12 protein-coding genes and 1 riboswitch are annotated in these 15457 nt (G+C 43.6%); of the genes, 11 read left to right on the forward strand and 1 reads right to left on the reverse strand.

Features of this window, described 5'->3' with window-relative positions; genetic code table 11:
- The first annotated feature begins 15 nt into the window (after positions 1 to 15).
- The 3 genes from ftsA to lpxC all read left to right on the forward strand — a co-directional run bounded on the left by ftsA (position 16) and on the right by lpxC (position 3664).
- A complete protein-coding gene (gene ftsA, locus AC4MC0_RS00665) occupies positions 16 to 1278 on the forward strand; it encodes a cell division protein FtsA (RefSeq protein ID WP_491887213.1) in 1263 nt (420 codons plus the stop codon).
- A gap of 163 nt (positions 1279 to 1441) precedes the next feature.
- Entirely contained in the window at positions 1442 to 2638 is a 1197-nt protein-coding gene (gene ftsZ, locus AC4MC0_RS00670) for a cell division protein FtsZ (RefSeq protein WP_004691726.1), read from the forward strand.
- 123 nt (positions 2639 to 2761) lie between these two features.
- Entirely contained in the window at positions 2762 to 3664 is a 903-nt protein-coding gene (lpxC, locus tag AC4MC0_RS00675) for a UDP-3-O-acyl-N-acetylglucosamine deacetylase (RefSeq protein WP_125280668.1), read from the forward strand.
- 97 nt (positions 3665 to 3761) lie between these two features.
- Here lpxC and AC4MC0_RS00680 read toward each other — a convergent pair whose 3' ends face one another.
- A complete protein-coding gene (locus AC4MC0_RS00680; protein WP_317111088.1) occupies positions 3762 to 4202 on the reverse strand; it encodes a DUF721 domain-containing protein in 441 nt (146 codons plus the stop codon).
- A 108-nt stretch (positions 4203 to 4310) separates the two neighbouring features.
- On the opposite strand from AC4MC0_RS00680, the gene AC4MC0_RS00685 reads away from it, so the two are divergent.
- From AC4MC0_RS00685 to glmM, 8 genes are all read left to right on the forward strand, one after another.
- A complete protein-coding gene (locus AC4MC0_RS00685; protein ID WP_428870287.1) occupies positions 4311 to 4994 on the forward strand; it encodes a M23 family metallopeptidase in 684 nt (227 codons plus the stop codon).
- 277 nt (positions 4995 to 5271) lie between these two features.
- Complete coding sequence (gene aceE, locus AC4MC0_RS00690) at positions 5272 to 7974, forward strand: pyruvate dehydrogenase (acetyl-transferring), homodimeric type (protein WP_491887214.1); 2703 nt, start codon at positions 5272 to 5274, stop codon at positions 7972 to 7974.
- 2 nt (positions 7975 to 7976) lie between these two features.
- A complete protein-coding gene (locus AC4MC0_RS00695; protein WP_094148481.1) occupies positions 7977 to 9923 on the forward strand; it encodes a 2-oxo acid dehydrogenase subunit E2 in 1947 nt (648 codons plus the stop codon).
- 139 nt (positions 9924 to 10062) lie between these two features.
- A riboswitch (yybP-ykoY riboswitch) is annotated at positions 10063 to 10212 on the forward strand.
- Between the two features lie 74 nt (positions 10213 to 10286).
- A complete protein-coding gene (locus AC4MC0_RS00700; RefSeq protein WP_058951537.1) occupies positions 10287 to 10862 on the forward strand; it encodes a TMEM165/GDT1 family protein in 576 nt (191 codons plus the stop codon).
- 182 nt (positions 10863 to 11044) lie between these two features.
- Complete coding sequence (locus tag AC4MC0_RS00705) at positions 11045 to 11842, forward strand: oxygen-binding di-iron domain-containing protein (protein WP_004691719.1); 798 nt, start codon at positions 11045 to 11047, stop codon at positions 11840 to 11842.
- Between the two features lie 94 nt (positions 11843 to 11936).
- A complete protein-coding gene (locus tag AC4MC0_RS00710) occupies positions 11937 to 12302 on the forward strand; it encodes a YkgJ family cysteine cluster protein (RefSeq protein ID WP_078425088.1) in 366 nt (121 codons plus the stop codon).
- 223 nt (positions 12303 to 12525) lie between these two features.
- The gene (gene guaB, locus AC4MC0_RS00715; protein WP_004691717.1) at positions 12526 to 13992 is read left to right on the forward strand and encodes an IMP dehydrogenase; all 1467 of its coding nucleotides are present in this window, start codon (positions 12526 to 12528) and stop codon (positions 13990 to 13992) included.
- 123 nt (positions 13993 to 14115) lie between these two features.
- Positions 14116 to 15447 carry a phosphoglucosamine mutase gene (gene glmM, locus AC4MC0_RS00720; protein ID WP_094148480.1) on the forward strand — a complete coding sequence of 444 codons (1332 nt, stop codon included), beginning with the start codon at positions 14116 to 14118 and terminating at the stop codon, positions 15445 to 15447.
- Positions 15448 to 15457: the final 10 nt, after the last annotated feature.

The raw sequence follows: 15457 nt of genomic DNA on the forward strand, positions 1-15457 counted from the left end.
TGGTAGTAGTAAATAATGAATGAAGCGGTTCCCTCAGTTGTTGCGATTGACATTGGGACGCACAAAGTTTCAGTTTTGATTGGTAAGGTACATGCGCCAGACAATATCCAAGTGATAGGAATGGCAACTGCTCGTAACCGAGGCATGAATAAAGGAAAAATTGTAAGTCTTGATAAAGTCATTACAGCGATAAAAAATGCCGTGCAAGAAGCAGAAGATATGGCTGAATGCCGTGTCCATTCCGCGTGGGTGTCGATCCCAAGTGCTGAGTTAAAAAGCTTTTATGCCTCTGGACGAACGCCAGTTGAAAATACTGACCATACAATTACAACAAGTGAAGTGGTTCGTGCATTAGAGTTGGCCAAAGCCAGCCACATGACCTCGGATCATTATTTGGTCAGTGCTGTTCCAATGGGCTTTGAGCTGGATGACTCCACTGAGTGGGTACAAAACCCAATACGGATGTCTGCACACAGCATGATTGGTCATTATCAGTTGATGATGTTACCGATTAGTACCATGCAAAACCTTGATCGGGCATTAAAAGGCGCGAACATCGGGGTAGAAAAACTGGTGGTGTCTTGTTTGGCAACGGCAGAAGCGAGCCTACTCAAAGATGAAAAAGAGTATGGCGTCTGTTTAGTGGATATTGGTGCAGGTACCACCAATATTGCGGTGTATTTGGATGGTCGTTTGGCGTTGACACATACGTTGCAGCGTGGTGGCGAGCATGTCACCCGTGATATTGCTGCTGTGTTACAAACCACCACTGAAGAAGCTGAGCGAATTAAATTACTCTATGGGTGTGTCGACATTAAGTCGGTTAAACCAGACCATATGATTCAGATCCAAGGGATTGATGGTCCGCAAACGATTAGCCGTATTGAGTTGACTGAAATCGTGATTGCGCGTTATGAAGAAATCTTAGGCCAAGTTCGCCAAGAGCTAGAGCGTAATGGTGCGATTCATGGGTTGTATCATGGTGTGGTGTTAACTGGTGATGCCAGTCAAATCGAAGGTATGGTGACGTTGACCCGTCGTATGTTGGGTGTGTCTGCGCATTTGGGTAATCCACCTGTGCAAGTGACAGCAGATGAGCAGAATATTGCCGCACTGCGTCGCTCTCAGTATGCCACTGCCGCAGGTTTGTTGATGTTTAGTCAGAGCGAAACACAAGAAACCATAGTGGAGCCAGAAGATAGAGAAAAACTGTCTCTGATTAAACGCGTTGGACGTGCTTGGTCTGGACTCAATGAAAAGCTGAAATCTGTTTTTTAAGTTGAATTTTTTTGGAATATTGTTAAGAAGTTCTACTACGCATCGCTTAAACTTGACAAGCTATGGCTTGCACAGCATGCTTAAAAGCAATTTTGTTTATTAAGATCAAGGCAGTATACGGGCTTAAGTGACTGCCAATAACGAATTAGGAAATCTATAGGTCATGGCCTCATTTGAATTTTTAGAAGATGATCAAACCGATAGCAACGGTCAAGCCCGTTTTACTGTGTTTGGTGTTGGTGGTGCGGGTGGTAACGCCGTACAACACATGCTTGAGTCAGATATTCAAGGTGTAAAATTTGTATGTGCCAATACGGACAAGCAAGCGCTAGACCGTATGAATGCACAATTCAAAATCCAGTTGGGTGAGCAAAGTACCCGTGGCTTGGGTGCGGGCGCCAACCCAAATGTAGGTCAAGCAGCGGCTGAAGAAAGTCGTGACTTGATTCGTCAACACCTTGAAGGCACTGACATGGTGTTTGTCACTGCCGGCATGGGCGGTGGTACAGGTACAGGGGCTGCGCCAGTGGTTGCTGAAATTGCCAAAGAAATGGGTATTTTAACCGTAGGCGTGGTAACGACACCGTTTAACTTTGAAGGTAAGCGTCGTCTTCAGTCTGCTGAGCAAGGCATTGAAGCATTAGAAGCGCATGTAGATTCTTTAATCATCATTCCAAACCAACGTTTGTTAAAAGTTTTCCGTGACATCTCAATGAAAGATGCCTACAAAAAAGCGGATGATGTCTTATTAAATGCGGTCCGTAGTATCTTTGATTTGGTAGTACGCCCAGGTCATATTAACCTTGACTTTGCTGACTTGAAAACTGCGATGAGCACACGTGGTTATGCCATGATGGGTGCGGGTTTAGGTCGTGGTGAAAACCGTGCACGTCAAGCAGCTGAACAAGCGATCCGTAGCCCATTGCTAGATAATGTCACCATTATGAATGCCAAAGGGATTCTGATTAATGTGACGGGTGGTGATGACGTTACCTTTGGCGAAATTGAAGAAATTACCGACGTTGTGAACCAAATTGTCGATCTAGATGAAGGCCAAGTCTTCTATGGCACCGTATTTGATCCAGATGCGCGCGATGAAATCAGTGTCACTGTCATTGCAACAGGTTTAACTCGAAATTCAGCAGATTCTGCTGAGCCAGTGAAGCGTCCAAATGCACATGTGCAGGTAGCACAACATGGGCATGCAACGCAAGCGGTTGTTGAAGATGATGATGTGCCTGCAATCCAGCGTCAGAACCAAGACGTGGCTGCTGCAGCGAGTTCTGCATCGACAGTGAGTGCTGCACGTCCAACACCAATGAGTATTCAAGATTACTTGAAAAATCAACAACGTAAATAGTATTTGTCGATGTGGTTAAGCCACATGTGATGAAGAAAAGGTAGTCTCTGACTACCTTTTTGTTTTTTATCAATGGCTAAATATGCTAACGTATAGCGGTTTAGTGGTGAGATGATATGAAACATGTTGAAACAAAGAACTCTACAACGTGTCGTTAAAGCAAGCGGCATTGGTTTGCATAGTGGTCAAAAAGTCTTAATTAACTTTGTACCACATCATGCGGACGGAGGAATTGTGTTTCGTCGTATCGATCTCAATCCACCCGTCGACATTCGTGCAAATGCGATGTTGATCCAAGAAGCCTTCATGTGTTCAAACCTAGTTCAAGAAGATGCCAAAGTCGGTACGATTGAACATGTTATGAGTGCAATTGCAGGTTTGGGTATTGATAATTTGATCATTGAAGTGTCTGCCTCTGAAGTGCCGATTATGGATGGCAGTGCGGGTCCGTTTATTTATTTATTGATGCAAGGTGGCCTCAAAGAACTGGATGCCCCTAAAAAATTTATTAAAATACTCAAACCTGTTGAAGCTCTCATCGACGACAAACGCGCCATTTTCCGCCCGCATGAGGGTTTCCAACTCAACTTCACCATTGACTTCGATCATCCCGCTTTTAAGAAAGAATATCAGTCTGCCATGATCGATTTTTCAACCGAAACTTTTGTTTATGAAGTCAGTGAAGCCCGTACTTTTGGTTTTATGAAAGATTTGGACTATCTCAAAGCCAATAATCTCGCTTTGGGGGCAAGTTTAGACAATGCTATTGGAGTCGATGAAACCGGTGTGGTGAATGAAGAAGGTTTACGCTTCTCAGATGAATTTGTTCGTCACAAAATATTAGATGCGGTGGGGGATCTTTACTTGCTCGGCCACCAAATTATTGCCAAATTTGATGGATATAAGTCTGGGCATGCTTTGAATAATCAATTATTGCGCAATGTCCAAAGTGATCCAAGCAGCTATGAAATTGTAACATTTGATGACGAAGATCAGTGTCCAATTCCTTATGTGAGTGTGACTTAAGTCATTGTCTTTATTATGTGATGTTATATTGTAACAAGTATAAATGTGATGAATTTATCATTTTAAAAACGCAATTCTGACGCGGGTCGCGACGAGGTTACTTTTTTTTGCTTGCCAAACGGCGCATTGCTTGGCTAAGCTTAGGGTCGCTCACAAAGTCAGCAGCATCTCGAATTAAGTCTTGAGTTTCTGTGCTTAACGATCTTGAAATAGATTGTATCTTTGCGGGTGTTTGAGAGGTGATTCTCAAACGAACTTGGAGTTTTTGTAGGTCTTTAAACTCATCAAGTTCCGACAGTTGTGCAATATATTGTTTTTGAAGGTAACCAAGTTGACTAATCATCGCTTGATTTTCGCCGGTAATCGTCAAAATACCATATTGATAACAAACAACCTGCCACTGCTCTGGTTGCGGTAGGATCGGTTGAATCAGTTTTGTAAGTTTCTGCCATGCAGTCACTTGCTTTGAGAGAAACGTTAAGTTTCCTGTTTTTATGTGTTTTCTGGTTTGTTGAAAGAGATTCACTGGTTCGGACATACATATTTCCTTCATGTTAATGTCTTAATCTTATGCGCTTCTTTCGGTAGATATCAAGGACGAGATCACGCAAGAAACATTCGTAAGAACAGTTTTAAGAGGTTTTTTATGCATATGCGACGTATTTTGTTGGCTTTTTCTTTTGCGGCATCGGCTGCTTCAGTAGCCTTCGCTGATTTGGTAGAACTCAATACAAATAATGCATCTTCGGATCGAATTGAGCAATTGACACGCACTTTATCCGAAGGTGCTTATACTGAATCTAATGATATTGATGTTCCTGCCGAAACGAAAATGACCGTTCAGCTCCGTGAAAAAACGGTTGAACTTAACAACGCTTCACTGGCGAAAAAATACGGTTCAGAATTCTCTGCAAAAAGTTTTTCAAATAATGCATATTCGTGGTTAGTGACACACCCACTTCCAAGCGCACGTGTGAGCTCAAGTTACGGCGGCCGTACTATGAATGGTCGTGCTGAGCGCCACTCAGGTCTAGATCTTGCTGCGCCAAGCGGTACACCGATTTATGCGACAGGTTCAGGGATTGTGACCAAGTCAGGTTGGGGTACGGGCTATGGTCAATATGTTGAAATTAACCATGGCAATGGTTATATCACGCGTTATGCTCATGCATCACGTTTAATCGCGCGTGTTGGTGACCGTGTAGATGCTGGTGAACATATTGCCAATGTCGGATGCACAGGTCGTTGTACTGGCCCACATTTACACTATGAAGTAGTGAAAGATGGTCAACGCAAAAACCCATCGACTTATCTAGCAATGTTGCCTTAATCCGATTTGATCGGATGCTCCGAACTTACCGTTGGTCTGATGCTTGAAAAAGGAATACAGCTCTGACGAAATCTAAGTTAGCATCAAAAAATAGCATTAAATGTATAAAAAACCGCCTAAATTGGCGGTTTTTTGTTATCTTGGGTAACGAATGGTCAATGACTATTTAGTTGCTAAATAGTAGGGCTCAGCCATATTCAGCTGTAGCGATACTCTTATAGGACGAAAGTATGATACATATTAGCGTATAAGATTAGGATATCGAAATAGGTGAATTATGGCGTTTTATGGTGATACTGACGCGCAAGAAACGCAAGAGTGGCAAGATGCGTTTGACTCCGTTTTACAACACATGGGGACTGAGCGTGCAGCTTTTCTACTGGAAAAACTGTATCAACAAGCAATCGCTAAACATGTCCCTATTCAGCGATTAAATACCCCTTATTTAAATACAATTTCAGTGGCTGAAGAACCTGCAATGCCGGGCGATCAAGACATGGAGCGTCGTATCCGTGCGTTGATTCGTTGGAATGCGCTAGCGATGGTACTCCGTGCCAATAAAACGGGTGATGACTTAGGTGGTCACTTGGCAAGTTTCGCATCTTCAGCAACATTATATGATGTCGGTTTTAACCACTTTTTCCGTGCCAATAACGACAACTTTGGCGGGGACATGATCTATTATCAAGGTCACTGTGCGCCAGGTATTTATGCACGTTCATTCCTTGAAGGTCGTTTGACTGAAGAGCATCTAAACAATTTCCGTCGCGAAGTGGACGGTGTTGGCTTACCTTCTTATCCGCATCCATACTTAATGCCTGATTATTGGCAGTTCCCAACGGTATCGATGGGTCTTGGCCCAATCATGTCGATTTACCAAGCACATATTCAAAAATATTTGATGAACCGTGGTTTGATTAAAGAAGAAAATCGCAAAGTTTGGGCATACCTTGGCGATGGCGAGATGGATGAGCCAGAAAGCACAGGTGCAATTTCACTTGCGGGTCGTGAAAAATTAGACAATCTCATTTGGGTTGTAAACTGTAACTTACAGCGTCTAGATGGCCCAGTACGTGGTAACGGTAAAATTATTCAAGAATTAGAATCTTTATTCCGTGGTGCGGGCTGGCGTGTCATTAAAGTGGTTTGGGGCCGTCATTGGGACCCACTACTTGCAAAAGACAAAACTGGTGCTTTAAAGTCGGTTATGGAAGAAACACTGGATGGCGAATACCAGCGCTTACAAGTGAAGGGCGGTGCATATGCACGCGAAAAATTCTTTGGTAAATACCCAGAAGCGGCTGAGTTGATTAAAGACTTAAGCGATGAAGATATTGATAATCTAAATCGTGGTGGTCATGATCCGTACAAAGTTTTTGCAGCCTATGCAGAAGCATGTACAGCCAAAGGTCAACCAACTGTAATCTTGGCGAAAACTGTTAAAGGTTATGGCTTGTCTGATGAAATTGAAGCAGTAAACAAAACGCATCAAATCAAAAAGATGCAAATCGAATCTTTAAAATATGTACGTGATCGCTTCAATTTGCCATTTAACGATGAGCAATTAGAAGAAGTGCCTTTCTATCGTCCAAGCGAAAACTCGCCTGAATTGAAATATATGAAGGCACGTCGTGAGGCCTTGGGTGGTTATTTGCCTGCACGTCGTAAAGAAAGTGAACAGTTGGCTATTCCAGATATTTCTGTGTTTGATGCAGTATTAAAAGGCTCACAAGGCAAAGAACAATCAACCACCATGGTGATGGTTCGTTTAATCGCTGCATTGTTAAAAGAAAAAGCAATTAAAGACCGTGTTGTTCCTATTGTTCCAGATGAAGCACGTACTTTTGGTCTAGAAGGTATGTTCCGTCAGTTAGGTATTTATGCAGCCAATGGTCAGCATTACACGCCTGAAGACCAAGAACAGTTAATGCATTACCGTGAAGCAAAAGATGGTCATATGCTTCAAGAAGGCATTAACGAAGCAGGTGCAATGAGCGCTTGGGCAGCATTGGCAACCAGTTATTCAACCAATAACTTACCCATGATTCCAATGTACATGTACTACTCTATGTTTGGTTTTCAACGTATTGGAGACATTGCATGGGCTGCAGGTGATGCACAAGCACAAGGTTTCTTATTGGGTGCAACAGCAGGTCGTACCACGCTAAACGGTGAAGGTTTACAACACCAAGATGGTCACTCACATATTCTTGCGAACACGATTCCGAACTGTGTGTCGTATGACCCATGTTTTGGTTATGAATTAGCAGTTATTGTGCATGATGGTTTACAGCGTATGTATGTGAACCAAGAGCGTATTTTCTATTACTTAACGGTAATGAACGAAAACTACGAGCATCCTGAAATGCCACAAGGTGCTGAAGAAGGCATTAAACGTGGTATGTACTTACTTCAGAAAGATGAAAAAGCCACTGTTCAGTTGATGGGTTCAGGTGTGATTCTGCGTGAAGTCATTAAAGCTGCTCAAATCTTACGTGATGAATACCAAATCCGTTCAAATGTATTTAGCGTAACAAGTTTCAATGAACTTGCACGTGATGGTATGGCATGTGAAGAATATAACCGCTTGCATCCAATGAGCGAGAATGTGAAAGAGGCTTGGGTGACTGAGCAACTGCGCGGTACAGAAGGTATCGTGGTTTCTGCAACAGATCATATGCGTGCTTATAGCGAACAGATTCGTGCATATCTTCCAGACAACCGTCCATTCGTAGCATTGGGTACAGATGGTTATGGTCGTTCAGATTCACGCGCTAAATTACGTAGCTACTTTGGTGTAGATGCAGCGCACATTGTTGTTGCCACACTGAAGAAATTGGCTGATGAAGGTGAGGTGGATGCACGCTTAGTGAAAGATGCCATCTCTACATTTGAATTAGATACGGACCGTCCAGTAGCTTGGGCTCCTCAAGCAACGCCATCTGTACACGCTGTAGCTGACTACAAAGAGGAGAAATAAGTATGCAAATTACAACTCCTGATATTGGTGTAGATAAAGCCGTTGTTGCTGAAATTTTGATCAAAGTTGGCGATACCATTGCGGTTGATGACAGTGTCGTTCTATTAGAATCAGACAAAGCATCTGTTGAAGTGCCTAGCACTTCAGCAGGCGTTGTTAAAAGCATTTTAGTAAACTTAGGTGACTCGGTTGCTGAAGGTGCAGCGCTGATTGAGCTGGAAGCCGAGGGACAAACTGAAGCGCTAGCAGTACAAGCACAGGCTGACGTTGTACAAGCTGAAGAAAAGACTGCACCCGCTGCGACTACAGCATCACAAGTGATTGATGTGCAAGTGCCAGATATTGGTGTGGAAAAAGCAACCGTTGGTGAAATTTTGGTGTCGGTTGGCGATCAAATTGACGTCGATCAAAGCATCCTCGTGGTTGAGTCAGACAAAGCGACTGTGGAAGTCCCGAGTACGATTTCAGGCACAGTGGAATCGATTAGTATTCAAGTTGGTGACAGTGTTAAAGAAGGTGTGGTGATTCTGACTGTAAAAACAGCAGCGTCAGTTGCACCATTGATTGCTGAGCCTACTCAAGTTGCAGCACCTCAAGCCACCACTGAAGCTCAGCCTGCTAAAGCGGCGCCACAAGTGGCTGCTGCGCCTGTAGGTGCGGTTGAAATTGCAGTGCCTGACTTGGGTGTGGACAAAGCGGCTGTTGCTGAAATTTTGGTGTCAGTAGGTGATACGGTTGAAAAAGATCAAAGTATCATCGTGGTTGAGTCAGACAAAGCAACGGTTGAAGTGCCTAGTACAACAGCGGGTGTGATTAAAGCCATTCATGTTGCATTGGGACAAAATGTATCGGAAGGTGTGGCTTTGGTGACCATTGAAGCTGAGGGCCAAGCCCCTGTACCAGTGGCACAAGCGGTTACTCAGACACCAGCGAAACCTGCAGCTGCTCAAGCTGCAACTGTGCCAGTGGTAGCATCTACTGTACAGGCTGCACCAGCAGTTCAAGGTGCAGATAAGCTAACCAAAGAGCAAAATGCAGCCAATGCTAAAGTCTACGCGGGTCCTGCGGTACGTAAACTGGCGCGTGAATTGGGCGTGGTACTGGCAGAAGTAAAAGCCTCTGGGCCGCATGCACGTTTAATGAAAGATGACATTTTTGCTTATGTGAAAGGTCGTTTAACAGCGCCTCAAACTGCACCTGCTGCGACGGTTGTTGCTGCCGCGGGCTTACCGAAACTGCCTGACTTTAGTGCGTTTGGTGGTGTAGAAGAGAAAGTGCTGACACGTCTGCAACAAGTCTCTATTCCGCAGTTGTCTTTAAACAACTATATTCCGCAAGTGACTCAGTTTGATTTGGCGGATATTACTGAACTTGAAGCTTGGCGTAATGACCTTAAAGGTAACTTTAAGAAAGATGGCATTAGCTTGACCATTATGGCTTTCATTATTAAAGCTGTTGCGCATTTGCTGAAAGAAGAGCGGGATTTTGCCGGTCACTTGGCTGATGATGGCAAGTCTGTACTCTTGCGTAACGAAATTCATATGGGCATTGCTGTAGCAACACCAGATGGTTTAACCGTTCCGGTACTACGTAATCCAGACCAGAAATCAATTAAAGACATTGCGGTGGAGCTCGGTGTATTGGGTCAGAAAGCACGTGATAAGAAGCTTTCGCCGAAAGACCTACAAGGTGCAAACTTCACGATTTCAAGCTTAGGTGCAATTGGTGGTACGGCATTTACACCATTGGTGAACTGGCCACAAGTCGCAATTTTGGGGATTTCTCCAGCGACGATGCAACCAGTATGGAATGGTCAAGGTTTTGATCCGAAACTGATGTTACCGTTGTCACTGTCTTATGATCACCGTGTGATCAATGGGGCCGATGCAGCGCGCTTTACCAATAAGCTGACCAAGTTGTTGAAAGACATCCGTACTTTGCTGATCTAATGATCTGGTTTTTTGGCCTGTAGGTTTCTCTTCTCAAAAGAGAAAAATAGCGGCTGGAAGCACTGCAAAAATACTTCAATAAAGACTCTGCTTCGGCAGGGTCTTTTGTATTTAGAGATTGCCAAAAAACATATTTTCGCCTAACATGGTGTTACTTCATTGGGGAGTAGCCGCTGTTCTTCAGAACAGGTGATGATCAACATATTTGCTCTAAAACGAGCATGGTCATCATAGCAAAGAACCAAATGAGCTTCTAAAGAGCTTTCTTTTGTTGGCAAGACCTTTGATTTACCACTCTGCAGATTTTGGCTAGCAGGAGCGGTGAGTCATTGGTATTTGTTATGCTAGCCAGAGAAAGACATCATGTATGAATTCCTCCTCTCCACAGCCATCGTGGCTTTAGCTGAAATGGGCGATAAGACCCAACTGCTTGCATTGTTACTTGCTGCACGTTTCCGTAAACCCGTCCCAATTCTATTGGCTATTTTGCTGGCGACCATTATTAACCATGGCGTCTCTGCCGTTTTAGGTCAATGGATCACCACAGTTTTAAGTCCTGATGCGCTGATCTGGATCCTCTCGATTGGTTTTATTGCTATGGCAGGTTGGATGTTGATTCCTGATCAGTTGGATGATGAGTCAGGCAGCATTAAGAAATGGCAGAAACTTGGGGTATTTGGCGCAACGTTTGTGTTGTTCTTTTTGGCCGAAATTGGTGATAAAACCCAAATTGCTACCGTAGCTTTAGCGGCACGTTTTGACAGTATTGTTTGGGTGATGTTGGGTACGACTTTCGGGATGATGTTGGCCAATGCTCCAGCAGTCTTTATTGGTGATAAGTTGGCGACCAAGTTGCCAATTGCCTTAATTCATAAAATTGGTGCGGCCATTTTCTTGGTCATTGGTGTTGCAACACTTGTACAGCATTATTTCTTCTAATTCACCGTAGAAAATAAGAATCCCGACTTAAAAAATCGGGATTTTTTATTGAAAAATTATCTTCAATTTATTGATATATCAAATGATATTGGTCGCAAATGCATTGTAAGTTTGTATAAATCCATATATGTTGTAGGTATTAAAAAGTCTTTTAAGAAAAACAGCATTTTGAGGGGATGGGCATGGCATTTGACCGCACAACGTCACAGGTTTTATATGATGATGGCACACATAAGTGTATTAGCTTTACCAGCTTGGTCAAAGGCGAGGGTGTACAGGCAAATCAGTTTTTAATTATTGATCATGAGCGTGCAGCAGTCTTAGATCCGGGTGGTGATTTAACCTATGTGCCGTTGACCATGGAGTTGAATAAATATACCCGTTTGACCAATCTTGATTTTGTGATGGCCTCACACCAAGACCCCGACATTATCACCTCAATGCCACGTTGGTTAGTGTATACCGAGGCAAAAGTGGTGGCTTCTAAACTGTGGGCACGTTTTTTACCGCATTTGAACTCTGCCTTTATGAGTGAGCGGATGAAAGGCAACTGGTTGGATCGTTTAGTGGAGCTGCCTGACCACGGTCAGGTGATTACGTTGGGGCAGTCTTCGATTATTGCTGTGCCTGCCCATTTTCTACATTCGGTAGGCAATTTTCAGTTTTATGACCCGATTGCCAAGATTCTATTTTCAGGCGATATGGGGGCATCGATGGTGGATGATGCCTCAAAACCTTTGGAAAACTTTGCTGCGCATATTCCTAAAATGAAAGGGTTTCATCAGCGCTATATGTGCAATAACAAAGTGATTCGTTTATGGGTCAATATGGTCCGCACCATGGATGTCGAAATGATTGTACCGCAGCATGGTACACCGTTTATTGGGCAAGAGCAGATTCATCAATTTTTAGACTGGATTGAGACTTTGGAGTGCGGTACAGACTTGATGGATGAGAGTGTTTTTACCTGTCCAACTTAAGTGACAAAATAGTCGTAAATTTTGCTTGTTTGGCAACCACAATTTTTTTAATATTTTCTTCCAAAAAAAGTTTTTGAAAATGAGAATATAAAGGATGTTGTCTCAAGTTCCAACGGAAGATGCCTGTTTAAGCTGCGGGGCATGTTGTGCCTTTTTTAGAGTCTCATTTTACTGGGCTGAAGGCATTTCAATGCCTGAACATTACACAGAGCCAGTGACGGCTGTGTATTCATGCATGGCTGGAACCAATCAAGCCAGCCCACGCTGTATTGCACTGCAAGGTACCATTGGTGAGCAGGTGAGTTGTGGGATGTATGAACAGCGTAGCTCTTCATGTAAAGAAGTTCAAATCGCTGATGATCAATGCAACAAAGCGCGACGTGCGCACAATATGATTCCATTTGTGCAATTGGAAGCGAGCATTCCAGTCAACGATGAAGGTTTTGATCAAGTGTGTTAATCGGTAAAAGCAGAGTCAAGGCTCTGCTTTTTTGAGTTTTAGAACGTCAATTGAACCCATCTCAAAACAAGAAATAAAAAATAAAGGTGAAAATGAAGGTGTCAAATAAAATATGGGTTTTATCACTTTATTTTCTAAGATAAAAAAATAAATTTTCAATTGAAATGAAATTTAAGTTCATATTTGTTTATAATAGCGCACGGAAATTACCAGTGAGACTGCCATGTTGACCATCGTTCAAGACGCGTTAACTTTTGATGATGTCCTATTACTCCCTGCCTATTCTACTGTTCTCCCAAAAGATGTCTCATTAAAGACACGATTCACGCGCGGCATTAATTTAAATATCCCCCTTGTTTCAGCAGCAATGGATACGGTGACTGAATCACGTATGGCGATTGCGATGGCGCAAAACGGTGGTATTGGTATTTTGCACAAGAACATGGATATTGCTGCACAAGCTGCAGAAGTCCGTCGTGTGAAAAAATTTGAAGCAGGAATGGTGAAAGATCCAATCACTGTGACACCTGAAACTACAGTGCGCGAATTGATCTCGATTACTCAAGCCAACAACATCAGCGGTGTGCCTGTTGTGAAAGATGGCAAAGTGGTCGGTATTGTCACAGGTCGCGATACACGCTTTGAAACCAATCTTGAGCAACCTGTAAGCAACATCATGACCGGCCAAGACCGCCTTGTGACTGTTCGTGAAGGTGAGTCGAAAGAAAATATTCAAGCTTTACTGCAAAAGCATCGCATTGAAAAAGTTTTGGTCGTTGGAGAACACAACGAACTCAAAGGTTTAATTACAGTCACTGACTTCCGTAAAGCGGAAAGCTATCCAAGCAGCTGTAAAGATGACCTTGGTCGCTTACGCGTAGGTGCTGCAGTCGGTACAGGTGTAGAAACACCAAGCCGTGTAGAAGCTTTGGTTGAAGCGGGTGTAGATGCGATTGTCGTAGATACGGCGCATGGTCACTCTGCGGGTGTGATCGAGCGTGTACGTTGGGTGAAAGCGAATTACCCACAGGTCCAAGTGATTGGTGGTAACATTGCAACAGGTGATGCGGCATTGGCACTCCTCGATGCAGGCGCAGATGCGGTCAAAGTCGGTATCGGCCCAGGTTCAATTTGTACCACTCGTATTGTGGCGGGTATTGGTATGCCGCAGATTTCTGCGATTGATAGCGTTGCCAATGCACTAAAAGATCAAATTCCATTAATTGCAGATGGTGGTATTCGTTTCTCTGGCGATATGGCGAAAGCGATTGGCGCGGGTGCGAGTACGATTATGGTCGGTTCACTCCTTGCCGGGACTGAAGAAGCGCCAGGTGAAGTGGAATTCTTCCAAGGTCGTTACTATAAAGCGTATCGTGGTATGGGCTCATTGGGCGCGATGGCAGGAGCAACAGGTTCTGCTGACCGTTATTTCCAAGACTCTAAAGCAGGCGCTGAGAAACTTGTTCCCGAAGGAATCGAAGGTCGTGTGCCATACAAAGGGCCAATGGGCAACATTGTGCACCAAATGATGGGCGGTTTACGTTCTTCTATGGGTTATACGGGTTCATCTGTGATTGAAGATCTTCGTCAAAATGCGAAGTTTGTGAAAATTACTTCGGCAGGTATGTCGGAGTCACATGTTCACGATGTTACGATTACCAAAGAAGCACCGAACTATCGCGTTGGTTAATTCAGCTATACCAATTGTTCAATGTAAAAGCCGTCATTTTTATGACGGCTTTTTCGTTTTGGTGTAAAGTAATTCGCAATGAAAAAGGATGATGCAAATCACCCGTTAAGAAGTGAGTAAAATATGAGTTATTTTGGTACCGATGGTATTCGCGGTAAGTTTGGCGTCCTCCCTATTACCCCTGAATTTGCCCTTAAATTAGGCTTTGCCGCAGGGAAAGTTTTAAAACGCCACAGTAAAAAATCAAAACCATTGGTGGTACTTGGTAAAGACACACGTTTATCGGGTTATATTTTAGAGTCAGCATTACAAGCGGGTTTAAATGCAGCAGGGGTTTATGTACATTTACTAGGCCCATTGCCAACCCCAGCGATTGCACATTTGACCCGTGCCTTACACGCAAGTTTGGGCATTGTGATTTCAGCATCACATAATCCTTATTTTGATAATGGGATCAAGTTCTTTTCCAGTGAAGGAAAGAAACTACCAGATGCTATCCAAGAAGAAATTAATCAAGAACTTGAAAAAGAATTAGTGATTGAAGACACGGCAAACTTAGGTAAAAGTGTCCGCGTAAAAGATGCCAATGGCCGCTATATTGAATTTTGTAAATCCACATTTCCATACCATTTAGACTTGAATGATTTAACCATTGTGGTGGATTGCGCCAATGGTGCTGCATATAACGTGGGTCCATCGGTCTTTCGTGAGCTCGGCGCCAAGGTCATTGCCATTCATAATGAGCCTAACGGTGTAAATATCAATGAGCAATGTGGTTCGACCCATCCTGAGCATTTGCAGCAACTCGTAGTGAAGCATAAGGCTGATTTGGGCATCGCCTTTGATGGGGATGCGGACCGCGTTATTTTGGTGGATAAAGATGGCAAGCTGATTGATGGCGACCATATTTTATATATCTTGGCGACTCAGAGCGCTAAAAAACCTGCTGGAATAGTGGGTACCTTAATGTCAAACATGGCTTTAGAGCTGGCTTTGGAAAGAGCCGGTGTAGCGTTATTACGTGCGAATGTGGGTGATCGCTATGTCCTACAAGGCCTAGAAGAAAAAGGCTGGGTCATTGGTGGTGAGCCATCAGGGCATATTTTAACCTTGGATAAAAGTACCACAGGTGATGCCATTATTGCCGCCCTACAAGTCCTTACCGTGATGGTCGAGCAGAAGAAAGCGCTTCATGAATTGGTTGCTGACTTTAAGCTTCTACCGAATGTGCTGGTGAATGTACGTTTAGAGGCGATGTTTGACCCTTATGCGGTGCCTGCTTTGGTGGCTGAATTTGATAAAGCCGAGCAACAACTCAAAGGTCGTGGTCGTTTGTTGATTCGTAAATCAGGTACTGAACCTGTGATTCGTGTCATGGTGGAAGGGGATGACCTCGATGAAGTCAACACTTTAGCCAATACATTGGCTGATGCTGTACGTGCGAATGCAGCTTAATAAGGAGTGA

The organism is Acinetobacter sp. CAU_H_S139_7 (assembly GCF_058599305.1).